The following is a 24,429-nucleotide window of genomic DNA, read 5'->3' on the forward strand; positions in this document are numbered from 1 at the left end:
GCTAATGCGCTGCCCTGCATCGCGATGCAACCCTCACTCACATGATGTCGAGCAAAGCCTCGACAAATTGCACCTGTCCGTCTCTCCCCGCCGTGGCAAGCCACAGGCGGGCCGCGCCGCCCCCGACGATCAGCCAGAGGCTGCCATCGGGCGTCGCGCAGGCCGCGTCGGTTTGGGACGGCACGGCCTGACCGCCCGGATGCGAATGATAATGGCCGACGATCGCCGCCCCGCCCGCCCGCGCCGCGCGATGGGCAGCGATCAGTTCGACCGGGTCCAGTTCGAAATGCCGCGCCGGATCGGCGGCGACATTGGCGGCGGGCCGAACCGCCTCGATCCAGCCAGCCCTCCCCAGCAGCAGCCCGCAGACCTCATGCCTGTTCGCCGCCGCTTCGGACATGATTTGTTCCAGCAGCCCTCTTGAAATCCCAACCCTCATTCCTACATTTCTACCCAATGGGTTCGGGGGTTTCCATCATTGAAGCGACAATCGGTGAGGCGCAGGCTGGCATGCGGCTCGACAAGGCGCTTGCCGAGCTGATTCCCGATCTTTCGCGCGAACGGCTGAAGGCGCTGATCGTCGAGGGCCAAGTGACGGAAGACCTGGGCAAGGGGGGTGCGCGATCTCCCAATCCTTCCATGAAGGTCGCCGCGGGACAGGCTTTCGCCATCGCCCTTCCGCCACCCGTCGAAGCCGAGGCCGTGGCGCAGGACATCCCGCTGGTCGTGGTGTATGAAGACGCAGACCTGATCGTCATCGACAAGCCGGCGGGCCTGGTCGTCCACCCGGCGGCGGGCAATCTGGACGGCACGCTTGTCAACGCGCTGCTCCATCATTGCCAGGGCCAGCTTTCCGGCATCGGCGGGGTGGCGCGGCCAGGCATCGTCCATCGCATCGACAAGGATACTTCGGGGCTGTTGGTCGTTGCCAAATCCGACCGCGCGCATGAAGGGCTCGCGCAGCAGTTCAAGGCACATTCGATCGATCGGCTCTACGCCGCGATCGTCTATGGCGTGCCGCAGCCGGCGACGGGCACCATCGACACATGGATCGGCCGGTCCGACGCCGATCGAAAGAAGATGGCGGTTCATCGGGAAGGGCGCGGCAAACATGCCGTGACGCATTACCGGACGATGGAAAGGCTGCGCGGCGCGGCCATGGTTGAATGCAGGCTGGAAACCGGACGAACCCATCAGGTCCGCGTCCATATGGCGCATCTGGGACACCCCTTGATCGGCGACCCGGTTTACGGTAGAGAGAGAAAAGGTTTCAAATCGATACTGGAAACGCTGGGTTTCGAAAGGCAGGCATTGCACGCGAAAAGGCTGGGGTTCATACATCCGTTAACGGGTGAGGCGCTCAGCTTCGACAGCAAACTCCCTGTCGATATGCAGGAACTGTTAAGCGAGCTTCACGTATAGTTTTGGACAAGTTTGCGACGGCGCCTTGGACGCCTCTTCTGGGTCCCGCCGCGCATGAAAGGGAAAGGTGACGACATGGCTGATAAAAGCAATGTCCCCGCGGTTCCGGCGCTGGGCGGTGAAGCCAGCCTCAACCGCTATCTGTCGGAAATCCGCAAATTTCCGATTCTGACGCCCGAGCAGGAATATATGCTCGCGAAGCGCTATGCCGAGCATGCGGATTCCGAGGCCGCTGCCCAGCTCGTGACCTCGCATCTGCGTCTCGTGGCGAAGATCGCCATGGGCTATCGCGGCTATGGCCTACCGGTCAGCGAGCTGATCAGCGAAGGCAATATCGGCCTGATGCAAGGCGTGAAGAAGTTCGAGCCGGATCGCGGCTTCCGTCTTGCGACCTATGCCATGTGGTGGATTCGCGCGTCGATCCAGGAATTCATCCTGCGGTCCTGGAGCCTCGTGAAGATGGGCACCACCGCTGCGCAGAAGAAGCTGTTCTTCAACCTGCGCCGGATGAAGAACAATATCGAAGCGTTCGAGGATGGAGACCTGCACCCCGACGACGTCAGGAAGATCGCGACCGATCTGGGCGTTACGGAGGAGGATGTCATCTCCATGAACCGCCGCATGGCGATGGGCGGCGACACGTCGCTCAACGTGCCGATGCGCGAGGATGGCGAGGGCCAGTGGCAGGATTGGCTGGCTGACACCGATCCGCTCCAGGACGAACGCGTCGCCGACCAGCAGGAGAGCGAACTGCGCCACGACATGCTGGTGGAGGCAATGGACGACCTCAACGATCGGGAGAAGCATATTCTGGCCGAACGGCGCCTGGCGGAAGAGCCCAAGACGCTCGAGGAACTCTCGCAAGTCTATGGCGTCAGCCGTGAGCGCGTCCGCCAGATCGAGGTCCGCGCTTTCGAGAAGCTGCAAAAGGCGATGATGCGGATTGCAGGCGACAAGCTGGGTAAAATCTCCCGGCTCGCCGCTGTCTGATCGGATGGCAAAGCGCAAAGGAGCCCCGGAGTGAAATCCGGGGCTTTTTTTTCGCTCACCCACTCAGTAATCATTCGTGATCCGCGCTAAACCGGGATCTCAGGCAGCAAATGTGCACCCGGCGTCATGAGCCCGGCTTTCGTCGGCGCTAAGAGTGGCCTTCTCCCATCTTGAACCGCCCGGCATCCGCGCTACCACGGCAGTATGAACGCCAAGTCCGCTTCCCCTCGCCGCCGCTCCCGCTGGATCGGGATCATCCTCAAGATCATCGGTGGTTTCGTTGCCCTCTCTCTGTTGATGGTGGTGATTTATCGCTTCGTGCCGCCGCCCGTGACATGGACGATGTTGCTGGACCCCAACGGCATCACCAAGGATTGGATGAGCCTGGACAAGATGGACCCGGACATGGCGCGCGCCGCCATCGCTGCGGAGGATAGCCGCTTTTGCAGCCATCATGGCTTCGACGCCGTCGCCATCGCTCAGGCCATGCGGCACAATGCGAGCGGCGGCCGCATCCGCGGCGGATCGACCATCAGCCAGCAGACCGCAAAGAATGTTTTCCTGTTCCAGGGCGGCGGTTTCGTCCGCAAGGGGCTGGAGGCTTGGTTCACGCTCCTGATCGAAGCGATCTGGGGCAAGCGCCGGATCATGGAGGTGTATCTGAATGTCGCGGAAACCGGCATCGGCACTTATGGCGCGCAGGCTGGCGCGATCCGCTATTTCCACCACGGCGCCCAGCGACTGACCCGTGCAGAGGCCGCCCGCATCGCCGCAGTCCTGCCTCTTCCCAAGAAGCGCGAAGCCATCGACCCTCATGGCTTCACCCGCCGCTATGGCAACAGCATCACCGCGCGCATCGGTATTGTCCAGCGCGACGGGCTGGATAGCTGCCTGAAATGAAAAGGGCGCGGATTTCTCCGCGCCCTTTCCTTTCTCATCATCCCGTTGATCAGAAGCTGATGCGGGCGCCGATACGGATTGCATAAAGCGACGATCCGTTGGTGGTCACCAGTTCGTCCGCCAGTACCGTATCGGATGAAGGCTGCTCATATCTATACTGCGCGCAGGCATTGGCACCCGCAGCCACGCAACTGACCTTGGTTACGACCTTACGGAACGGGAAGCTCGACCGCAACTGCTGGCCCCATTTGTGATTCAGCAGATTGGTGAAATTCTCGACATCCGCGAACAGAGAGAAGCGGGTGCCCAACGGCAGCGGCACCTCCTGCTCTACATGCAAGTCGATGCGCGTGAAGGCCTTGGACCGGAAGGCGTTGCGCGGCGCTATCTGCCCGCGATAGTTCTTCAGACCGGAGCCTTCGATGATCGCATTGATGCGGTCACGCGTCGCGTCGCTATCATAAACGACCTTTGGATCGTTCTCCGTCGGCACATATAGTAGATACCGCAACGCGCTACCGGCCGTGCCGAACACGCCCGAACGCTGACCTGACAGATCCTGCATGGTGTAGCTGTAGGGCGAACCGGCGCGGGTCGTACCGAAGATGTCTATCCGCGTCTTGTAGTCACCGAAGAACGCCCGCTCGAATGAGGCATTATAGCGGAAGGCCCAACGAACTTCATCGTTCGAATGACCTCGGCCGCCGAAATTCGCATCATAATTGGCGCCGTTGCCATAGATCGAACCAGCCTGCGAGGATGTAAGCGCTCCCGCGTCACGCACGTCCTGGTAGGTGTAGGCGCCGCTGAGCGTCAGACCCCAATCCCAACTCTTTTCAGCACGCAGCACGCCGATCCAGCCGCGACCATATTTGGTATTGGTCAAAAGCAGATCCTGGCCCGTGTCATTTAGCGGCTGGCCATTGGCAGCAAGGATGAGGTTCCGATAACGCTGACGGCCATCCGGCGTGAACGACCCAGGGATCGGCACCGATCGCAAATCGACGACCATCACCTGGCTGCGCACCTTGGAATAAAGCAGGTCTGCGCCAAAACGCCAGCCATCCCCCAGTGCGCCAAAATTGGCCTCGTAATCCACCGACAAAGTCCCGCGATATTGGTTCGGCGCCTTGAAATTCGGATCAATCGCATTGAGGGATGTGGTCGCATTGGGATTGGACGATAGGCCCGCCGCCGCCGCTTGGACCGCGACATCCGCCGCCGCCGGAACGGTGGTAAAGGAAGGGTTGGTCAGGATAGATGCCGCAGACGGATTGGTCGCGCCGTTCAACTGATAAACTCCGCCATCGGTCTGGCGCGCCGAAATCGATGTATTGATCACGCCGGTGTTGGAGAAGCTGTTGCCGATATAGACGTCCGGTGCACCGCCACCGAAGATACCACCGCCACCGCGAATCGTCAGGCGAGGCGTCGGCTTATAGGTGAAGCCGAAACGCGGCTGCACTAACCCGATGCCTCCGATGTTGCTGGCATTGGTGAAGCCGTAACGGCGCGAAAAGTTGGGATTCACCGCGGGCTTGCTGTCCATGCCGAACAGGTCGTAACGCACGCCTATCCCAACTGTCAGTTGGCTGTTGATCCGCCAATCATCCTGCAGGCCGAAAGTGTAGGCATCATAGGAGAAACTCGCGGCAGCGTCTGCAGGATCGAGCGATCCGGCATTGTTGTAGCTGAACGATTGCGCTGTGCCGTTGGCGAAATCCTGAATGCTGTCGAAATAATAAGTTCCGGCTGAGGGATTCACGAACATGTTGAACGACTTTGTGTGGTTCCATTCCGCCAACATGCGGAAATTATGATCGCCCGCCTTCAGCTTGGCCGAGACCGAACCACCCCAGGTGCGGATTTTAAGGACGTTGGACTGGCTCGGCCCCCCAGCGCCCAGAACGAACTGCGGCGTGCCGGTGGGGCACACGGTGCTTACATTGGTCGTGACTGCTCCGCCGGTATTTCGGTCCGACACAGGCGCAGCGCAGATCGACATCTGCGCGCTGCGACCCATCAGAGGGAACTGCCCGCTGTCATAGGTCTTGTAAAGCGCGCGCGCCTCGGTTGAAAAACGATCGGTCCAATCGGCGTTCCAGTTGACGATGCCGGCCTTCATCTTGTTCGGCTTCCGGTAGGCGTTGGATTCAAGCCCCAGGTCGCGCGTTCCTGTCGTCGTACTGACATTCAGTTCGTCTTTGGTGTAGAGGCCTGTCAGCGAAACACGTTGCGTATCTGAAAGATTGGCGTCGATCTTTGCAACGACACGATCGTCCTTGTCCCCGTCAGAACGCAGGATACCGCCTGGATCATAGCCATATCTGTCCTGAGCGATCTGGGTGATCCGTTCCAGATCGGCGTCGCGCGCACCGATGACGGGCGTGCCGGCATTATCCTCCTGCGTACCAAAGGCGACCGGACGGGCGGCGCGCACGCGTTCCGCCGCTATCATGAAAAACAGCTTATCCTTGATGATCGGGCCGGAAATCTCCGCGCCGAAATCCTTGCTGGTGAAGTTGGGCTGGACGATCCGGCCGGTCGGGTTGAGGATATAGGATTTGGTCTTCTTACCCGTCAATTCGTCTGAGCTGAAGGTGTAGAAAGCGGTGCCATGAAATTCGTTGGTACCCGATTTCAGGATCGCGTTGGATACGCCGCCCTGAAAGAAGCCTTCACGAATATCGTAAGGCGCAACCTTGGTTTCGAATTGACCAATGGAGTCGAGTGGAACCGGGCCGCGACGCGACGGCAAGGCATCGGGATTGAGGCCGAAGCTATCCGTGATCGGCACCCCATCGACAGTGAACCGGTTGAAACGTGGATTCTGTCCGGCGAAGGACACTTGGCGGCCTGTCGTCTGGCTGGTATCCAAAGTCGCGAACGGATCGCGCGCAGCAATGTCGCGAATGTCGCGATTGACCGAAGCAATCTTGCTGATTTCCTCAGCTGTCATGACATTTGCGGGACCGGCCGAGATGTTGCCAGCACCCCGTACAAGTGAAGCGGTCACCACAATCGCCTCGCCTTCCTGCGCCAGTTCGACGGGCAAAGCAAAGGTCTGTCCTACTGCTGTCTGAATGTCGGTGACGGTCGAGGTTGTATAGCCGGATGCAATGACTTCTACCGTATAAGGACCGCCAACGCGCAGACCGGCAGCAGTAAAGCCACCGGAGGAATCGGTAACGGCATTCGATACAGTGCCAGTGGGCACATGCGTTACCTTAACCTGCGCGCCAGCAACCGGCTGGCCATTGCTTGTCACATTACCGCGAATGGTCGATGTCGTTTCCTGCGCATGCGCGGGAGCAACAAGTGCGCCTGCAACACCGACGGCCGCCGCAGATGCGGCGAGAAAAATCTTGAGATCCCTCATTTACATTCCCCTTTGGAGCCACCAGCCACCCCGACTGGCAAACCCTTAAGTCACTCACTTTATTGAGTCCGCCACCGCCTAACGATGCGTGACGACGGCCCTGTGATGCTCCGATTACAGTTTTACGACAATATAACAGTTTTAGAGTGACAGCAGCCGGGATATGGTCAAATGCATTCCATTAGGGAGGGAATATCCCCGTTAAATAATTGATTTTACGCTATTTATGGACGGTCCCTACTACCGCCTGACACTGGTGCAATTTTGCAACGCAGCAAAAATTTTTGCGCACGCGCATCATGGACAGCAAAAAGGGGCCGGCGAAATGCACCGGCCCCTTATAGCTTTCAAAAAGTGGGATCGATTCAGGCCGCGTCTTCGGCCCGCTTGTCCTTTTCGCTGAACACGCGAATCGGCTCCTTGCTGCCGGCGACCACATCCTTGTCGACCACCACTTCTCCCACGCCCTCCATCGAAGGCAGGTCGAACATGGTGTCGAGCAGGATGGCCTCCAGGATCGAGCGAAGCCCGCGCGCGCCCGTCTTCCGCTCGATGGCCTTCTTGGCAATGGCGGTCAGGGCATCGTCGGTGAAGCTGAGTTCGACATTCTCCATGTCGAACAGCTTGGCATATTGCTTCACAAGTGCGTTCTTCGGCTCAACCAGGATCTTGACCAGCGCAGCCACGTCCAGATCTTCCAGCGTCGCTATCACCGGCAGACGGCCGACGAACTCAGGAATGAGCCCGAATTTCAGCAGATCCTCCGGCTCGCTCTGGCGCAGCAGTTCGCCGGTCTTTCGCTCCTCGGGCGCGGCGACATGAGCACCGAAGCCGATCGACTTGGCCTCCAGACGGTCGCCGATGATCTTTTCCAGGCCCGCGAACGCGCCACCGCAGATGAAAAGGATGTTGGTCGTATCAACCTGGAGGAACTCCTGCTGCGGATGCTTGCGCCCGCCCTGCGGCGGAACCGAAGCCGTCGTACCTTCCATCAGCTTCAGCAGCGCCTGCTGCACGCCCTCCCCCGACACGTCGCGCGTGATCGACGGATTTTCGGCCTTGCGGCTGATCTTGTCGATCTCGTCGATATAGACGATGCCGCGCTGCGCCTTCTCGACATTATAGTCCGACGCCTGGAGCAGCTTGAGGATGATGTTCTCCACATCCTCGCCCACATAACCCGCCTCGGTCAGCGTGGTCGCGTCGGCCATGGTGAAGGGCACGTCAAACGTCTTGGCCAGCGTCTGCGCCAGCAGCGTCTTGCCGCAGCCGGTCGGACCGACCAGCAGGATGTTGGACTTGGCCAGTTCCACCTCGCCCGGCTTGGTGCCGTGGTTGAGGCGCTTGTAATGGTTGTGGACGGCAACCGACAGGACGCGCTTCGCCCGGTTCTGGCCGATCACATAATCGTCCAGCACATCGCAGATTTCCTGCGGGGTCGGCACGCCGCCATCCTTCTTGCCGACGAGACCGCCCTTGGTCTCCTCCCGGATGATGTCGTTGCACAGTTCCACGCACTCGTCGCAGATGAACACGGTCGGCCCCGCGATCAGCTTACGCACCTCATGCTGCGACTTGCCGCAGAAGGAGCAGTAAAGCGTGCTTTTAGAATCGGAGCCCGTAAGCTTAGTCATTCGCCAATCTCTCTTCCCTCTTTTGAGGCGAACAGCCGCCCCATGCCGAGGGATATTCTGGTCCTAGGATCATCCTAGACCGCGACGCGCCCGTTTCACAAGGGGAGAAAAGGGCGCGTGCGGTAAACATAGGTTTTAGCCCTCGGGGGTTTCCGCCATGGCCGGCCGGCGGTCGAACACTTCGTCGACCAGACCGAAGGCCTTGGCTTCCTCCGCCTCCAGGAAGGTATCGCGGTCCATGGCGCGCTCCACTTCCTCCAGCGAACGCCCGGTATATTGGACGTAGAGGTTGTTGAGGCGGCTGCGGATGCGCAGGATTTCCTTGGCCTGGATTTCGATGTCCGACGCCATGCCCTGCGCGCCGCCCGATGGCTGGTGCACCATGATGCGCGCGTTGCTGAGCGCGATGCGCTTGCCCGGCTCGCCCGCCGCGAGCAGGAAGCTGCCCATGGAGGCCGCCTGGCCGATGCAGACGGTGCCCACCTGCGGGCGGATATATTTCATCGTATCGTGGATCGCCATGCCGGACGTCACCACCCCGCCGGGCGAGTTGATGTACATCCAGATGTCCTTCTTCGGATTTTCCGACTCAAGGAACAGCAACTGGGCGACGATCAGCGAGGCCATATGATCCTCGACCTGGCCGGTGACGAAGATGATCCGCTCCCGCAGCAGGCGCGAATAGATGTCGAAGCTGCGCTCGCCCCGGTTCGACTGTTCGATGACGATAGGGACCAGAGCGGCCATGGGATCGGACATGATATCGGTCATTTTGCTCTTTCAGGGTGTGTTGCTTTTGCCCGTTCTCTACATCGGCACAAAAAGCGGACTGTTCAAGGGGTCGCGTGAAACGCGGTCTGTTTGCCCGGCCGAACGGGGCGCAATCAGTCGCGCCGGGCGAAGTCGGATGGCGCCTTGAAGGCGAGATAGGCAAGCCGGCGAACCTCCCGCCGCCCGCGCACCACGGTGTCCAATATAAGGCCGCACATGCCCGAAAGCGTGGCGAGGATCATGAGGCCCGTCACCAATATGGCGGTCGGAAAGCGCGGCACAAGCCCCGTTTTCATATAGGTGAGGATCAGCGGCGCCGCCAGGACCAGTCCCGTCAACGCCAGCAGGGCAGCGATGATGCCGAAGAACAGGATCGGCCGTTCGATGCGATAAAGGGTGATGATCGTCCGCAGGATGCGCCAGCCGTCGCGATAGGTGCTGAGCTTGCTGACCGATCCTTCCGGCCGCGCGCCGTAGGCGGTGACCACCTCCGACACGGGCATGGCGAGTTCCAGCGCGTGGACGCTGATCTCCGTCTCGATCTCGAACCCGGCGGAAAGGACGGGGAAGCTCTTGACGAACCGTCGGGAGAAGACACGGTATCCGGAAAGTATGTCCGTGAAGCTGCGTCCGAACAGCCGCTTGAGCAGGCTGGTCAGCGCCCAATTGCCGAAGCGGTGCCCGCGCCGATAGGCCTCCTCAATCTCGCTCCGCCTTGCGCCCACGACCATGTCGAGATTGTCTTCCAGCATTGCCGCCACCATCTTTGGAGCGGCCGCAGCCTCATAAGTCGCATCGCCATCCGCCATGATGTAGATGTCGGCATCCACGTCCGCGAACATGCGGCGCACCACATGGCCCTTGCCCTGTTGCGCCACGCGGCGGACGATAGCCCCAGCCCCAGCTGCCAGTTCGCGGCTGCCGTCCGTGCTGTTGTTGTCGAACACGTAAATTTCGGCGGAGGGGAGCGCCCGCCGGAAATCCCCCACCGTCCGAACGATCGCACCGGCCTCATTATAGCAGGGCAGGATGACGGCGATCCTCGGCGTGGCAACGCCCTCCCCGCTTTCCACTGCCGGAAATTCCTTCATCGACCTGAAACCTTTTTAGCGCCGCCGCATCACCTAGGAAACACGGCATGTTCCTGCGAAGGCAGGAACCAATTCAAACGGCCGGACTGGAATCCTGCCTTGGCAGGAGTTCGACTCCCCCGATCCTGCCCCCTCTCGATATGAACGGACCTCACTAACATTTCGTCTGCCATGCCGCGCCCGAAATGAAAAGCGCCCGGGCTTCCTTGCGAAGCCGGGCGCTTGTCCAGTCAGACCGAAAAGGCCTTATTCAGCCTTGGCGGCAGCCTTCTTGGCCGGAGCCTTCTTGGCCTTGGGCTTGTCCTCGGCAGCGGTTTCCTCAGCCACGGCCTCATCCTTCTTGGCGGCGGCCTTCTTGGCCGGAGCCTTCTTGGCCGGGGCCTCTTCGGCGGCAGCCTCGGCCGGAGCCGCTTCCTCGGCCTCGGCAGCCTTCTTCTTCGGCGCAGCCTTCTTCGCCTTGGGCTTTTCGTCATGATCATGGTCATGATCATGACCACAGCCCGGACCATGGACGTGCGGCTTCAGATCGCCATCCTCAGCCTCGATCGCGGCTTCCAGCTCTTCCCGGCTGACGGCCCGGTCGGTGATCTCCGCCTTCTCGAACAGGAAGTCCACCACCTTGTCCTCATAGAGCGGCGCACGGAGCTGCGCGGCCGCCATCGGGTCCTGACGCACATATTGCACGAAGCGCTCGCGGTCCTGCGGGCTGTACTGCTGGGCTGCCTGCATGATCAGGCGGTTCATTTCCTGATCGCTGACGACAACGCCATTGGCCTGGCCGATTTCCGAAAGCAGCAGGCCCAGGCGGACGCGGCGCACGGCGATGGCGCGATAGTCTTCCTTCTCCGCTTCCATCTCCTTGAGGGCCGCTTCGGGGTCTTCCTCATGGCTGGCTTCGTGCTGGAGCTGCGCCCAGATCTGGTTGAACTCGGCCTCGACCATGCTCGGCGGCACGTCGAAATCGTGGGCAGCGGCGAGCTGGTCGAGCAGCTTGCGCTTCATATGGGTGCGGGTCAGGCCATTATGTTCCTGCTCGATCTGGCCCTTCAGCAGTTCCTTGAGCTTGTCCAGACCCCCCAGGCCCAGCGACTTGGCGAAATCATCGTCCAGCTTGGGCTTGTCGGCATTCAGGATCGCCTTGACGGTGATGTCGAAGGTCGCTTCCTTGCCGGCGAGGTGCGCCGCACCATAATCTTCCGGGAAGGTGACGGTGATGGTCTTCTCGTCACCCTTCTTGACGCCGGCAAGCTGCTCCTCGAAGCCCGGGATGAACTGGCCCGAGCCGATCTTGAGCTTCACGTCCTCGGCCGAACCGCCCTCAAAGGCCTCGCCGTCGATCTTGCCGACGAAATCGATGGTCAGCGTATCGCCGTCCTTCGCCTTGTGGCTGGCGGCATGCTCTTCCAGCGCGCCCTGCTGGGTCGCGATGCGGCCAGCGGCTTCATCCACCTGCGCATCAGCGACCTCGACGGTCAGACGCTCCAGCTTCAGCCCTTCGATGCTCGGCGCCGCGATCTCGGGCAGCACTTCCAGCTCGACCTTCACCTCGGCGTCCTTGCCGAATTCGAAGGCCTCGTCCAGCTCGACCGAAGGCTGCATCGCGGGGCGCAGCTTCTGGTCAGCGATCAGCTTCTGGATGCTGTCCTGGATCGAGCTGTTGAGCGCATCGCGCTGCAGCGATTCGCCATGCATCTTCTTGACGAGGTTGGCGGGCACCTTGCCGGGGCGGAAGCCGGGCATGCGGACCTGCGGCGCGATGGCGGCCACTTCCTTTTCCACGCGGGCGTCGATGTCCTTCGACGTGATGGTCACGGTGTAGGCGCGCTTCAGGCCCTCGTTCAACGTCTCGACAGTCTGCATCTCTTCTCTCAAACGCTTTCTAAAGCTGAATTTCGTTGGCGCCTGCGCATCCTATAGAGTCTGGCGCACTGGTGCGGGCGAAGGGACTCGAACCCCCACATCTTGCGATACCAGAACCTAAATCTGGCGCGTCTACCAATTTCGCCACGCCCGCATCGGTCGCCGGTCGGCGCGGCATAGAGAAAAGCGACCCATGAAGCAAGGCCCAGAGGTCCAGCCTGTGGATAACCGGTGGATAAGTCCGAACGGAACCCATCCGCCCGGCCGGGCGTAACCCCTCATATCAAGGAGAGACAGCCATGGCCACCCATCCCGACCCGGCGCCCGACGGCGTGCCGCCCCCCGACAGGATCGACCCTCAATCGCCGCCGGAAACCCCTGCGCCCCTCACGCCCCACGAAACTCCCGCCGGCGAGCCGCCGGAAATCGTGCCCAATGGTCCCGATTTCGACCAGCCGGACAGCGCGCCGCCCGAACTCCCTCCCGTCTGATCGACATTTTGGTCACAGAGCGTGGGTTTTCCACAGAAACGGGAAATAATGCCTGCGCAATCGCTGGACAGGCCCCTGCATCCATGATTGAACTATGACAAACAGATGAATTCGGGAGAGGCGCGGCTGACAGCAAGGGGGTCATCGTGCACAGGGTTCGCGCTAAGCTGGAATGGTTCAAGACAGTGATCCTACCACAGGAAGCTGCTCTCAGAGGGCGCCTCCGGAGGATCCTGCCTGCCAATCAGGAACTGGAAGACATGGTCGCGGAGGTACTCGCCCGCGCCTATGCCACTGAAAATTGGGAAAATGTGACGACCGGTCGGGCTTATCTCTTCACCATAGCCCGCAATCTGGTGATCGACACCGCGCGCCGTAACAAGGTGGTGAGTTTCGAAACCATTGCCGACCTGGAACTGCTGCAGGGCGAAAATAATGTGGAGGCTCAGCTTCACGCTCGCGAGGCCCTGCGACAGGTCGAGACGATCGTCGATTCGCTTCCGACACAATGCCGCCGGGTCTTCATTCTCCGCCGTATCCATGAAAAATCGATGCTGGAAATAGCGGAGGAAATGTCCCTGTCCGTTTCTACAGTTGAAAAACATCTGGCCAAAGCGATCGCAATAGTTATGCGGGCCTGGGCGGAACGTGAGGAAACGGATTTCGAACGTGCAGGCGTCGGGACCAGATTCGGGCTACGAAAGCAGGGACAAGATCGAGGCGGAAGCCGCGCGCCTGCTGGCAAGGCTTAATGGCGATCCTCGTCCCGAGGTCGAAGCGGAAATCTGTCGCTGGGTCGAAGCCGATCCCCGTCATGCCGTAGCGTTCGCGCGGGCCGAAGCCGCTTGGGAAGCGGCCGAACGGCTCAAGAGCGCGGCCGCCGAAGTCAACCTGCCCCCGCTGGAAGCCATCGTCAGCGAGGAGCAGCAGCGCCGCCTGTCGCGCAACATCATGATCGCCGCCGCCGTCGCGGTGATGCTGTTCATCGTCGCTGCCATCGTCACGGTCCGCACCTTCAGCGGCGTCGACCATTATGAAACGCGGATCGGCCAGATCAGCGACATCGCGCTGGACGACGGCTCCACCCTGCATCTCAACAGCGACAGCGCCGCCGAGGTCCGCTTCACCGATCATGGCCGCAAGGTCCGCATCCTGAAGGGCGAAGCCTCTTTCGACGTTGCCCACGACCGCTCCCGCCCCTTCGACGTGGAGGCCCGCTCCGCCGTCATCCGCGCCGTCGGCACCGCCTTCAACGTGCGGTTGCGCCCTTCATTGGTCGAACTGACCGTCACGCAGGGCACCGTCACGGTGCATTCCGGCAACGATCTGGCCCAGCAGATCAGCGCCGGCAGCGGCGCCGTCATCCAGCCGCGCAGCGTGTCGCTCACCCATCTCGACCCGCGCCTCATCGGCCAGCGGACCGCCTGGCGCGAACAGATGGTGGAACTGGACGGAGAGACCATTGAACAGGCCGCGAGCGAGTTCAACCGTTACCGTGCGGCGCCGATCCTGATCGGGGACACCCGGGTCTCATCGCTCCGCATCGGCGGCCGCTTCCGTATCACCGACAGCAAGGAATTCCTCTCCGCCCTGCAACTCAGCCTGCCCATCCGGGTGGTCGCTGGACAGGACGGCTCGGTCATGCTGCTCTATCAGGATGAGCCGGAGCCAGCGGACAATGCCGCCGGCGAATAGGAGCGGGAAGCAAAACACTCCCCCTCATCCCCAGGCATTATCGCCATGGTCCCCCGGCCTCTCACCCCGTCATCCGGGCGAACCCCGGGATCTCAGGCGAGATGGCACGACCGGACCGCAGCAGAAGAATCCGCTTTCGGTCCAATGGCCATGCGAAGCGGCCCGTTCCGGACTACCCCAATAATTCCCGCACCAATTCCGGCACCAGGATACTCGCCGCCCCCATACGGCTTTCCTCGAAATAGAAGCTGCCCGCCGATGGCTCCAGATTCAACTCCAGCGTCCGGGCGCCCACATGGCGCGCGGTCTGCACGAATCCCGCCGCCGGATACACTGCCCCGGAAGTGCCCACCGAAACGAACAGGTCGGACCGCCGCAAGGCATCGTCGATCAGATCCATCCGATAGGGCATCTCCCCGAAGAAAACGATGTCGGGGCGCAGGGCCGGACGCCCGCACCCGCCGCAGGCCGAGCCGGGGGGCAGAGCCGGCGTCCATGGCACCGCCTTGCCGCAAGCCGCACAGAGCGCCGACCGCAACTCGCCATGCATGTGGACCAGCCGCTTCGCCCCGGCCCGCTCGTGCAGATCGTCCACATTCTGCGTGACGATCAGCAACTCGCCCGGCCATGCCGCATCCAGCGCCGCCAGCGCCTCGTGCGCGGCATTGGGCTTCACCTCATCCAGCCTGGCCCGCCGCTCGTCATAGAAGCGATGCACCAGCGCGGCATTCCGCGCCAGAGCTTCGGGCGTGCACACATCCTCGACCCGATGCCCCTCCCACAGGCCATCGGGCCCGCGAAAGGTGGCAAGGCCGCTTTCCGCCGAAATTCCCGCACCGGTCAGGATCACGATATTGCGAATGTCGTCCATCTCTTCTTCCGGCGCCATGGTTGCATGTCATGGCTATGCCGCATTCGGGATCATCCGGACATCGTTTTTGCAGAACGGATCATTGGCTTGGCCTCACCAGCCATTTATCGTCCATTTCCGTACCGCGGGGATGACAAGCCCGGCCCGTTCTGGCATCGGCCATCCGACCTTCCAGGGAATGAGGCTGATGACAAGGATCGGGATTTTCGGAGCGGCTGGCCGCATGGGACGCGCCATCGCGCAGGTCGCTCAGGAGGCTGGGCTGGAAATCGCCGGAGGCACCGACCGCGGTTGCGCGGGAGAGCTTGCCCCCGGCATCGCCATCACTGCCGATCCGCTTGCCCTGGCCGAGCAAAGCGACGTGCTGATCGACTTTTCCGTGCCCGCCGCCCTGTCGGCCCATCTGGACGCCTGCATTGCGGCGAAGAAGCCGATCCTCATCGGCACCACCGGACTGGAATCCGCGCACCATGCGCTGATCGACGAAGCGTCAAGGCAAGTCCCGATCCTCCAGACCGGCAATACCTCTCTGGGCGTCAACCTGCTGGCGGCGCTGGTGGAACAGGCTGCGGCGCGCCTCAACGACGATTGGGACATAGAGATCGTCGAAATGCACCATCGTCATAAGGTCGATGCGCCTTCCGGCACTGCGCTGTTGCTGGGCGAAGCCGCCGCGCGCGGGCGCGGCATCGCTCTTGCCAACCATAGCGAACGCGGGCGCGACGGCATCACCGGCGCACGGGCCAGGGGTGCGATCGGCTTTGCGGCATTGCGCGGCGGATCGGTGGCGGGCGACCATCAGGTGATCCTCGCGGCCGAGGGCGAGCGGATCGAAATCGGCCATCGCGCTGAAAACCGCGTCATCTTCGCGCGGGGCGCGGTGAAGGGAGCCCAATGGCTGATCGGCCAACCTGTCGGCCGCTACGACATGAAAGGCGTGCTGGGCCTGTAAACGCCGATGAAGAAGGACCAGATCTTCGATTTCTTCAGCCGCCTCGCTGAAGCCAATCCGGCGCCCCGAACGGAGCTGGAATATGGCAATGTCTATCAGTTGCTGGTCGCGGTGGTGCTTTCCGCGCAGGCGACGGATGTGGGCGTCAACAAGGCGACCCGCGCGCTCTTCCGCGATGTCCACACGCCACAGCAGATGGTGGAACTGGGCGAAGAAGGCCTGAAGCAGCATATCAAGACCATCGGCCTCTTCAACGCCAAGGCGAAGAACGTCATCGCCCTGTCCGAAATCCTCCTGCGCGATTTCGGCGGAGAAGTGCCGCAGGATCGCGATGTCCTGACCACCCTGCCCGGCGTCGGACGAAAGACCGCCAATGTCGTGGTCAACACCGCGTTCGGGCAGGAAACATTCGCGGTCGACACCCACATCTTCCGTGTCGGCAATCGTACCGGCCTCGCGCCGGGCAAGACGCCGCTTGCCGTCGAACTGAAGCTCGAGAAAAACGTTCCCGGCCCCTTCCGCCGCGATGCCCATCACTGGCTGATCCTGCATGGCCGCTATGTCTGCAAGGCGCGAAAGCCCGAATGCTGGCGCTGCATCGTGGCCGACCTCTGCCGCTTCAAGCCCAAGACTCCCGCGCCCGGCACCAGCCCCTGATTATTGCGCGGTTCAGCCGCCGCGCGGTAGAAGGAGCGACAGGACGGATGACAGGCTCCCGCGACGTCATCCGAACAGTCAACAGGAGAGACGATATGTCTGCCCCCCTTATCCGCCAATTCGCCCTGGCCGCGGCACTCGCCTGCACGGCTGCCCCTGCCCTAGCCGGGAAGGCTCCGGACAATCTGGTCCCCGCCGGCAAGCCGGTCGATTGCGTTCAACTGAATGCGATCCGCTCCACCGAGGTCCGCGACGACAGGACCATCGATTTCATCATGAACGGCAACAAGGTCTATCGGAATATCCTGCCGATGAGTTGCCCCAGCCTGGGTTTCGAGCGGCGCTTCCTCTACAAGACCAGCCTGTCCCAGCTCTGCTCGGTGGACATCATCACGGTGCTCTATCAGACTGGCGGATTGCAGCGTGGACCGAGCTGCGGCCTCGGAAAATTCCAGCCGATGCAGAAAATGGCGAAATAACTTTGGCCTGAGGCGATTTTGATGCTGGCGCGAGCGATTGGGCTTTGCTAAGCGGCCCTTCGCACCAGCGACACGCACCCATAGCTCAGCTGGATAGAGCGTTGCCCTCCGAAGGCAAAGGCCAGAGGTTCGAATCCTCTTGGGTGCGCCATTTTCGAATGGATGTCAGAGAAATTTTCTCTCCAGACCAAGCAGATAGCTTTTGGCCTTCAAGCCGCCTGCAAAGCCCGTCAGTGCGCCGTTGGCGCCCACCACCCGGTGGCACGGCGCGATGATGGAAATCGGGTTGCGCCCATTGGCGGCACCCACTGCGCGACAGGCGGACGGTCTCCCGATCTGGCGCGCAATATCGGCATAGCTGCGCGTTTCTCCAAAGGGGATGGTCAGCAGCGCGGTCCAGACGCTTTTCTGAAAATCCGTGCCCTTGAAATGCAGCGGCAGATCGAACGTCTCCCGCTGCCCGGCGAAATATTCATTCAGTTGCCGTCCCGCTTCCTCCAGCGCCGGATGATCGCCCCTTTCGGTCCGCTGCCCCATGGGCACCCGCCGGGGATCGTCATCCTGCCACAGGACCGCCGCCAGCCCCGCCTCGCACGCGACCAGCGTCAGTTCACCGACGGGCGATGCCAGCGTCCGATATGCATAAGTCATGCCCTGTCCTTTCAACCCTTTGCCGACGCCAGCATGGGGCATGACATGCATGGCCGCCTTCCCGCCGCTTGCGGTCAAAGATCATTTCAGGCCGCCACCCATCGCGCGATACAGTTCGACCATGTTCGCGGCGCGCGCCAGCCTTGTCGCCAGCAGGCTCTGTTCGGCATTATAGAGCGTCCGCTGCGCATCCAGCGTGGTCAGGAAGGGATCGACGCCGGCGCGGAACCGCGCTTCCGACAGGCGATAGCTTACCCGCGCCGCATCCCGCAGCGATGTCTGCGCCTCCATTTGCCCCGTCATCGTACCGCGCCGGGCAAGCGCATCGGCGACTTCGCGGAAACCCGTCTGCACGCTCTTCTCATAGGTGGCGCCCATCGCGTCATAGGTGGCCCGCGCATAACGCAGATTGCCCTTGTTGCGGCCGAAATCGAAGATCGGCAGGCTGGCGGACGGCACCACCGACCATGTGTCGCTGCCCGACTTGAACAGATTGGACAGGCCAAGGCTCAAGGTCCCGAACGCCGCAGTCAGGGAGATATTCGGGAAGAAGGCTGCTCGCGCCGCGCCGATATTGGCATTGGCCGCCAGCAACTGATGTTCGGCCGCCATGATGTCCGGGCGTCGCAGCAAAGCCGTGGAAGGCAGGTCGGCCGGCAGGTTGGAGAGGGTGACGTCGCCATCCGGCATCGCCGCCGGCAAGTCCTCCGCCGCCACCGTCATACCGGCCAGCAGGTTCAGCGCATTCTGGTCCTGCGCCACCAGGGTCGTCGCTTCGGCAATATCGGACCGCGCCCGGTCATGGCTGGTCTGCGCCTGCCGCACTTCCAGTTCCGACGCGATCCCCTTGGCGAAGCGGGCCTTGGTGAGGTCCAGCGTCTGGCCGAAGGCTTTTTCCAGATCGCGCGCAATCCTCAGCCGCTCCTGATCCGCCGCCATGGCGAGCCAGGCGTTCGCGACCTCTGCGACCAGCGCGGTCTGCGCCGCATTCCGGTTCTCGACCGATGCGAAATATTGTTCCTGCGCCGCCCTGCTGAGGTTGCGCACCCGGCCGAACAGGTCGATTTCCCAGGCCGACACGCCCACGGACGCCGAATAGATGTCCATCCGGCCCGTCCCGACCTGCGAGAAGGGCGTGTCCTGATAGGTGGCGCTGCCGCTGGCGTTCACAGTGGGAAATATGTCCGCCCGCCGCACGCGATATTGCGCCCGCGCCTGCTCGACATTGGCAAGGGCGACACGCAGGTCGCGATTATTGGCCAGCGACGTCTCGATCACCCGCGCCAGGCGGGGATCGACGAAGAAATCCTTCCAGGCCATATCCGCCGGAACGATCGCCTGCCCCTGCCCAGCCGGATAGGCCGGCCCCTGCGGGCTCCCCGCCGGCACCGGCAAGGCAGGGCGCACATATTTGGGCGCCATGTCGCAGGCCGCGAGCGTCAGCGCCAGAGCAGCCGCCGAAAACGGCTTCATCTTGTTCATTATCCTCATGCCTCCTGCGGACCCAGCCGGGCGCCGCCCTCATGCCCGCCCTGATCCTTGCCATGATGTTCGCGGAACAGCCGCTTCACGACGGTGAAAAAGACCGGCACGAAGAAGATGGCGAGCACCGTCGCGGACAGCATGCCGCCGACCACGGCCCAGCCTATGGCGTTCTGGCCGCCTGCGCCCGCGCCCTTCGCCACCGCCAGCGGCAGCACGCCGAAGACGAAGGCGAAGCTGGTCATCAGGATCGGCCGCAGGCGCAGCTTGCCCGCCTCCAGCGCCGCCCGCGCGGGTGGCAGCCCCTCGCGCATCTTCTCCTCGGCGAATTCGACGATCAGGATGGCGTTCTTGGCCGACACGCCGATGGTCGTGATCAGGCCGACCTGAAGGTAGATGTCGTTGTTGAGGCCGACCAGCATCGCGGCGACCACCGCGCCGAACACGCCCAGCGGCACCACCAGCATCACGGCGATGGGCACGGACCAGCTTTCATAAAGCGCGGCCAGGCACAGGAACACGATCAGCATCGACAGCGCATAAAGCGCCGGCGCCTGCCCGCCGGAGGTCTTCTCCTCATAGGAAATGCCGTTCCATTCATAACCGACGCCTGCCGGCAGCTTGGCCGCCATCTCCTCCATCGCCTTCATCGCCTCGCCGGTCGAAACGCCCGGCGCGGGCGCACCCATGATCTGCATCGACGGCACGCCGTTGAACCGCTCCAGCTTCGCCGGGCCATGGGTCCATTCGGTCGTCGCAAAGGAAGAGATCGGCGCCATCGCGCCGCCGCTTCCCCGCACATGCAGCACGCCGATCGAATCCGGCGTGGTCCGGAACGGCGCATCGGCCTGCACATAGACGCGCTTCACCCGGTCGCGGTCGATGAAGTCGTTGACGTAGCTGCTGCCCATCGCCGTGCTGATCGTATCGTTGACGTCGGACTGGGCGATGCCCAGCGCGCCCGCTGCCGCCTGATCGACGTTGAGCTTGAGCTGCGGCGTATCCTCCAGCCCGTTGGGGCGCACCTGCGCCAGCCGCTTGTCGGCCATGGCCATGCCCAGCAACTGGTTGCGCGCCTCCAGCATCCTGTCATGGCCCAGCCCGGCGCGGTCCACGAGCTGAAAGTCGAAGCCGGTGGCATTGCCCAGTTCCTGCACGGCGGGCGGCACGAAGGCGATCGCCATGCCTGCGGAAATCCGCTGGAACGCGCCATTGGCGCGCAAAGCGATGGCGGACACCTTGTTGTCGGCGCCCTCGCGCTGCGACCAGTCCTTCATCCTGACAAAGGCGAGGCCGACATTCTGGCCCTGGCCCACGAAGCCGAAGCCGGAGATGGTGAAGACGGCGGCAACATTCTGCTTTTCGTCCGTCATATAGTGATCGCGCACCTTCGCCAGCGTCCGTTCGGTCTCCTCCAGCGTCGACCCGGTCGGGAGCGACACCTGGTTGATGATGATGCCCTGATCTTCATCGGGCAGGAAACCGCCAGGCAGGCGCAGGAAGACCAGCGCCATCCCCGCGACGATCAACGCATAGACCAGCATCGTGCGGCCCCAGCGCCGCTCGACCTTCTCCACGGTCGCGCCGTATCGCACGACATTGCGGTCGAAAGTCCGGTTGAACCAGTCGAAGAAGCGGCCGAAGCGCGACCCCAGCGGGCCGGTCCAGACATGGCTGTGCCCCCGGGGCCGCAGGATCGTCGCGCAGAGCGCAGGCGTTAGGATCAACGCGACCAGCACCGACAACACCATGGCGGACACGATGGTGATGGAGAACTGGCGGAAGATCACGCCCGTCGACCCGCCGAAGAACGCCATGGGCAGGAACACCGCCGACAGCACCAGGCCGATGCCGATCAGCGCGCCGCTGATCTCGTCCATCGACTTCTTCGCGGCTTCCTTCGGGCTAAGCCCCTCTTCCTGTATGATGCGCTCGACATTCTCGACCACGACGATGGCGTCGTCGACCAGCAGGCCGATCGCCAGCACCATGCCGAACAGCGTCAGCGTGTTGATGGTGAACCCCGCCGCATAGAGGATCGCCAGCGATCCCAACAGCACGACCGGCACCGCAATGGTGGGGATCAGCGTGGCGCGCCAGTTCTGAAGGAACAGGAACATCACCACGAAGACGAGCAGCGTCGCTTCGAACAGCGTGTGGATGACCTGCTCCACCGACAGTTTCACGAAGGTCGAATTGTCCACCGGGAAGTCGTATTTGACCCAGCTCGGGAAGGTTTTCGACAGTTCGTTGACCCGGTTCTTCACGCCTTCCACCGTATCGAGCGCATTGGCGCCCGGCGCCAGCCTTACGCCGAAGCCGGCGGCCGGATGGCCATTGAACCTCGCGCCGAAGCTGTAGCTTTCCGCACCCAACTCCACCCTGGCGACATCCGCCAGATAGACGACCGATCCGTTGCTGTTGCTGCGCAGCCGGATCTGCCGGAACTCCTCTGGGGTCCTGAGGCGCGACTGCGCCGTCACGGTGGCGTTCAGCGCTTGGCCGCGGGGCGACGGCGTGCCGCCGATCTGGCCTGCGGAAACCTGCGCATTCTGGGCGCGTATGGCGGATTTGACGTCGCCGGTGGTGACGCCCAGATTGGCCATCTTATAGGGATCGAGCCAGATGCGCATCGCATATTGCGCGCCCAGCAACTGGGTATCCCCCACGCCGTCGACGCGGCTGATCGGATCCTGCAGGGCGGAAGCGACGAAATCGCCCGCATCCTGCTGATCATGAATGCCGTCATCGGCATAGACGGCCATGATCATCAGGAAGGTCGAGGTGGATTTGGTGACGCGCAGCCCCTGTTGCTGCACTTCCTGCGGCAACAGGGGGGTGGCCTGGGCCAGCTTGTTCTGGACCTGGACCTGCGCGATGTCGGCATCCGTTCCCTGCTCGAAGGTCAGGGTGATGGTGAGGTTGCCCGCCGAATCGCTGCTGGACGAGAAGTAGCGGAGATTGTCGATGCCCTTGAGCTGCTGCTCGATGATCTGCGTCGTCGTGCTTTCCAGCGTTTCCGCATTCGCGCCCGGATAGGTGGTCGCGATCGTCACCGCGGGCGGCGCGATCTCCGGAAACTGCGCCACGGCCAGCGAGCGCAGGGCCAGAATGCCGGCCAGCATGATGACGATGGCGATGACCCATGCGAAGATGGGCCTGTCGATGAAATAGCGGGCCATGGCTTAGTTCGCCCCGCCGGCATTCGCCTGCCTGCCCGCCGTCACCTGCTGCGGCGCGCCCGGCTTCACGACCGTTCCGGGCCGCAGGTTCACCAGGCCCTCCACGACCAGCCTGTCTCCCGCCTTCAGCCCCTTGGTGACGATCCACTTGTCGCCAATGGCCCGGTCGGTTTCGACCTGACGCAGTTCGACCTTGTTGTCCGCACCCACCACCATGGCGGTGGCCCGGCCCCGCGCATCGCGGGTGATGCCCTGCTGCGGCGCAAGGATCGCCTGGCTGCGTTGGCCCTCGACCAGCCTGGCCCGCACATACATGCCGGGCAGCAACAGGCCGTCCGGATTGGCGAAGGTCGCACGCAGCGTTACCGCGCCCGAACTGGGATCGACCGTCACCTCGGAAAATTGCAGACGCCCCTCGATCGGATAGACGCTGCCATTGGGCAGCAGCAACTGGACCCGCGCGCCGTCGGCGGCACTGACGCCGCCTGCCTTCATCGCCTGCTTGAGGTCGATGATCTGCGCGGCCGACTGGGTCACGTCGACATAGACGACGTCGGTCCGCTGGATCGTCGCCAGCGGGTCCGCCTGTCCTGCCTGCACCAACGCGCCCGGCGTGAACAGGGAACGGCCGATCCGCCCGGAAATGGGGGCCCTTATGCGGGTGAAATCCTGGTTCACCTGCGCGGCCTGCACCGCCGCCCGCTGCGCGGCGACATCGGCGCGCGCCTGCTGGGCCGAGGCGGCGGCATTGTCAGCCTCCTGCCGGCTGACGGCGTTGATGCCGACCAGTTCCTTGTAACGCTGCGCCTGCAGTCCCGTCGCCCGGATCGATGCCTGCGCCCGAGAGAGCGCGCCCTGCGCCTGCCCCAGGGCGGCGCGATAGGGCGCATCCTCGATCTCGTAGAGCAACTGGCCCGCACGCACCACGGCGCCTTCGGTGAACAGCCGGCGGCGGATGACGCCGCTGATCTGGGGCCGGACCTCTGCCGTTTCCACTGCGGCGATGCGGCCGGGAAGCTCGGTCGTCAACGGAGCGTTTTCCACCGTCAATTTCACCACACCGACCGCGGGCGGCGGCGGCGCAGGCTGCTGCTGCTCGCCACAGGCGCCCAGCGCAAGGGCCGACGCGCAGGCGAACAGTCCGACAAAAATCCCCTTTTGCATCGGTCGATGCTCCGTTTCCACTGGTGGCTTCAATTGGAATGAACGTTCATTCCGCTTGCGCGGCAGGTAGGAACATGCCACAATTTGTTCAAGAGTAAAAAAGACGGGACGAAGATTTTTGGCTGCATTGCAACATGAACGGAATGCCAGGGACCGCATATTGGATGCGGCCCGCGATCTGTTCGCCGCCAACGGTTTTCATCAGAGCGCGATGGCCGAGCTGGCTGCCGCGGCGCATGTGTCCGTCGGCCAGATCTACCGGCTGTTCAAGGGCAAGGAAGACATTATCGAAGCGATCGTGAATAGCGATACGCGCGAACGCGAAGCGACGATCCTGAGCTTGCAGAACCGGCTCGAGGCAGGGGAGATCAGCATAGAGCGGACCTTCGAACTGCTGCTGCTGGAGGTGATGGACAACCCGCACGAGGCCCTGTCCTTCGATATTCTGGCCGAGGGATTCCGCAACGCGCGGGTCGCGGGCACGATTGCCGACATGTGCAACGGCCTGCGGAAATCCCTGGGGGATTTCGCCTGCGTCGCAAACCCCGGATTGTCGGGCGAAGCGCTGAAAAGCGCCGAAGAAATGATCCTGGCCTGTTTGTTCGGGTTGGGCCATCGCAGCCTGTCGGCACCGACCATCAGCGCTGAGCGTACCGCCAAATGCGCGGCCTTCATGATCGTCGCCGCGCTTCGCGCCATGGACTGAAGGCGCGGGCTTCGGTCCGGCTCGGCTTCCGGTCAGTCTGCCGCGTTGCAGC

Annotated in this window: 21 protein-coding genes and 2 tRNA genes; 11 read left to right on the top strand and 12 right to left on the bottom strand. The window is 62.6% G+C overall.

Translation table 11 applies throughout. The features are described from left to right. Positions 1–37: 37 nt before the first annotated feature. A complete protein-coding gene (locus A8G00_RS13230) occupies positions 38–439 on the bottom strand; it encodes a Mov34/MPN/PAD-1 family protein (protein WP_103000888.1) in 402 nt (133 codons plus the stop codon). 17 nt (positions 440–456) lie between these two features. Between A8G00_RS13230 and A8G00_RS13235 the strand changes: the two genes are divergently transcribed. From A8G00_RS13235 to mtgA, 3 genes are all read left to right on the top strand, one after another. Further along, the gene (locus A8G00_RS13235; protein WP_103000889.1) at positions 457–1,422 is read left to right on the top strand and encodes an RluA family pseudouridine synthase; all 966 of its coding nucleotides are present in this window, start codon (positions 457–459) and stop codon (positions 1,420–1,422) included. A 75-nt stretch (positions 1,423–1,497) separates the two neighbouring features. After that, positions 1,498–2,412 carry an RNA polymerase sigma factor RpoH gene (rpoH, locus tag A8G00_RS13240; protein WP_025548839.1) on the top strand — a complete coding sequence of 305 codons (915 nt, stop codon included), beginning with the start codon at positions 1,498–1,500 and terminating at the stop codon, positions 2,410–2,412. Positions 2,413–2,616: 204 nt separating this feature from the next. Continuing rightward, entirely contained in the window at positions 2,617–3,312 is a 696-nt protein-coding gene (mtgA, locus tag A8G00_RS13245) for a monofunctional biosynthetic peptidoglycan transglycosylase (RefSeq protein WP_048575722.1), read from the top strand. A gap of 49 nt (positions 3,313–3,361) precedes the next feature. Here mtgA and A8G00_RS13250 read toward each other — a convergent pair whose 3' ends face one another. The 6 genes from A8G00_RS13250 to A8G00_RS13275 form a co-directional block, all read right to left on the bottom strand. Beyond that, entirely contained in the window at positions 3,362–6,691 is a 3,330-nt protein-coding gene (locus A8G00_RS13250) for a TonB-dependent receptor (RefSeq protein WP_103000890.1), read from the bottom strand. 365 nt (positions 6,692–7,056) lie between these two features. Beyond that, entirely contained in the window at positions 7,057–8,325 is a 1,269-nt protein-coding gene (gene clpX / locus A8G00_RS13255; protein ID WP_007685071.1) for an ATP-dependent Clp protease ATP-binding subunit ClpX, read from the bottom strand. Positions 8,326–8,460: 135 nt separating this feature from the next. Next, positions 8,461–9,096: an ATP-dependent Clp endopeptidase proteolytic subunit ClpP gene (gene clpP, locus A8G00_RS13260; RefSeq protein ID WP_007685070.1), complete on the bottom strand. Its 636-nt coding sequence runs from the start codon at positions 9,094–9,096 to the stop codon at positions 8,461–8,463. Positions 9,097–9,209: 113 nt separating this feature from the next. Then, on the bottom strand, positions 9,210–10,187 hold the full coding sequence (locus A8G00_RS13265; protein WP_044662442.1) for a glycosyltransferase family 2 protein: 978 nt from the start codon (positions 10,185–10,187) through the stop codon (positions 9,210–9,212). Between the two features lie 246 nt (positions 10,188–10,433). Beyond that, a complete protein-coding gene (tig, locus tag A8G00_RS13270) occupies positions 10,434–12,047 on the bottom strand; it encodes a trigger factor (RefSeq protein WP_103000891.1) in 1,614 nt (537 codons plus the stop codon). Positions 12,048–12,116: 69 nt separating this feature from the next. Further along, positions 12,117–12,201 (bottom strand) — tRNA-Leu (locus A8G00_RS13275). A 145-nt stretch (positions 12,202–12,346) separates the two neighbouring features. Between A8G00_RS13275 and A8G00_RS13280 the strand changes: the two genes are divergently transcribed. The 3 genes from A8G00_RS13280 (at position 12,347) to A8G00_RS13290 (ending at position 14,233) form a co-directional block, all read left to right on the top strand. Next, the gene (locus A8G00_RS13280; RefSeq protein WP_103000892.1) at positions 12,347–12,538 is read left to right on the top strand and encodes a hypothetical protein; all 192 of its coding nucleotides are present in this window, start codon (positions 12,347–12,349) and stop codon (positions 12,536–12,538) included. Positions 12,539–12,684: 146 nt separating this feature from the next. Continuing rightward, positions 12,685–13,290, top strand: coding sequence for a sigma-70 family RNA polymerase sigma factor (locus A8G00_RS13285; RefSeq protein ID WP_048575718.1), 606 nt, complete (start codon positions 12,685–12,687; stop codon positions 13,288–13,290). Further along, positions 13,208–14,233 (top strand): FecR family protein, encoded by a 1,026-nt coding sequence (locus tag A8G00_RS13290; RefSeq protein ID WP_103000893.1) that lies wholly within the window; start codon positions 13,208–13,210, stop codon positions 14,231–14,233. Before A8G00_RS13285 ends, A8G00_RS13290 begins: the two co-directional genes overlap by 83 nt. A 172-nt stretch (positions 14,234–14,405) precedes the next feature. Here A8G00_RS13290 and A8G00_RS13295 read toward each other — a convergent pair whose 3' ends face one another. Continuing rightward, on the bottom strand, positions 14,406–15,104 hold the full coding sequence (locus A8G00_RS13295) for an NAD-dependent deacylase (RefSeq protein ID WP_103000918.1): 699 nt from the start codon (positions 15,102–15,104) through the stop codon (positions 14,406–14,408). Positions 15,105–15,291: 187 nt separating this feature from the next. Here A8G00_RS13295 and dapB point away from each other — a divergent pair, with 187 nt between their 5' ends. The 4 genes from dapB (at position 15,292) to A8G00_RS13315 (ending at position 17,343) form a co-directional block, all read left to right on the top strand. Further along, a complete protein-coding gene (gene dapB / locus A8G00_RS13300; protein WP_103000894.1) occupies positions 15,292–16,056 on the top strand; it encodes a 4-hydroxy-tetrahydrodipicolinate reductase in 765 nt (254 codons plus the stop codon). Between the two features lie 6 nt (positions 16,057–16,062). Beyond that, positions 16,063–16,713, top strand: a complete 651-nt coding sequence (gene nth, locus A8G00_RS13305; RefSeq protein ID WP_044662448.1) for an endonuclease III — start codon at positions 16,063–16,065, stop codon at positions 16,711–16,713. A 47-nt stretch (positions 16,714–16,760) separates the two neighbouring features. Beyond that, a complete protein-coding gene (locus A8G00_RS13310; RefSeq protein WP_061938857.1) occupies positions 16,761–17,192 on the top strand; it encodes a hypothetical protein in 432 nt (143 codons plus the stop codon). A gap of 74 nt (positions 17,193–17,266) precedes the next feature. Continuing rightward, positions 17,267–17,343 (top strand) — tRNA-Arg (locus tag A8G00_RS13315). Between the two features lie 14 nt (positions 17,344–17,357). Here A8G00_RS13315 and A8G00_RS13320 read toward each other — a convergent pair. The 4 genes from A8G00_RS13320 to A8G00_RS13335 form a co-directional block, all read right to left on the bottom strand. Beyond that, positions 17,358–17,843, bottom strand: a complete 486-nt coding sequence (locus A8G00_RS13320; RefSeq protein ID WP_103000919.1) for a methylated-DNA--[protein]-cysteine S-methyltransferase — start codon at positions 17,841–17,843, stop codon at positions 17,358–17,360. Between the two features lie 81 nt (positions 17,844–17,924). Further along, positions 17,925–19,325, bottom strand: a complete 1,401-nt coding sequence (locus tag A8G00_RS13325; protein ID WP_103000895.1) for an efflux transporter outer membrane subunit — start codon at positions 19,323–19,325, stop codon at positions 17,925–17,927. Positions 19,326–19,330: 5 nt separating this feature from the next. After that, a complete protein-coding gene (locus A8G00_RS13330; RefSeq protein ID WP_103000896.1) occupies positions 19,331–22,507 on the bottom strand; it encodes an efflux RND transporter permease subunit in 3,177 nt (1,058 codons plus the stop codon). A 3-nt stretch (positions 22,508–22,510) separates the two neighbouring features. After that, the gene (locus A8G00_RS13335; protein ID WP_099185727.1) at positions 22,511–23,671 is read right to left on the bottom strand and encodes an efflux RND transporter periplasmic adaptor subunit; all 1,161 of its coding nucleotides are present in this window, start codon (positions 23,669–23,671) and stop codon (positions 22,511–22,513) included. A 118-nt stretch (positions 23,672–23,789) separates the two neighbouring features. Between A8G00_RS13335 and A8G00_RS13340 the strand changes: the two genes are divergently transcribed. Beyond that, positions 23,790–24,377: a TetR/AcrR family transcriptional regulator gene (locus A8G00_RS13340; protein WP_025549192.1), complete on the top strand. Its 588-nt coding sequence runs from the start codon at positions 23,790–23,792 to the stop codon at positions 24,375–24,377. Positions 24,378–24,429: the final 52 nt, after the last annotated feature.

Origin of the sequence: Sphingobium sp. SA916 (assembly GCF_002894065.1) — a bacterium.
Taxonomy (GTDB): Bacteria; Pseudomonadota; Alphaproteobacteria; order Sphingomonadales; family Sphingomonadaceae; genus Sphingobium; species Sphingobium fuliginis.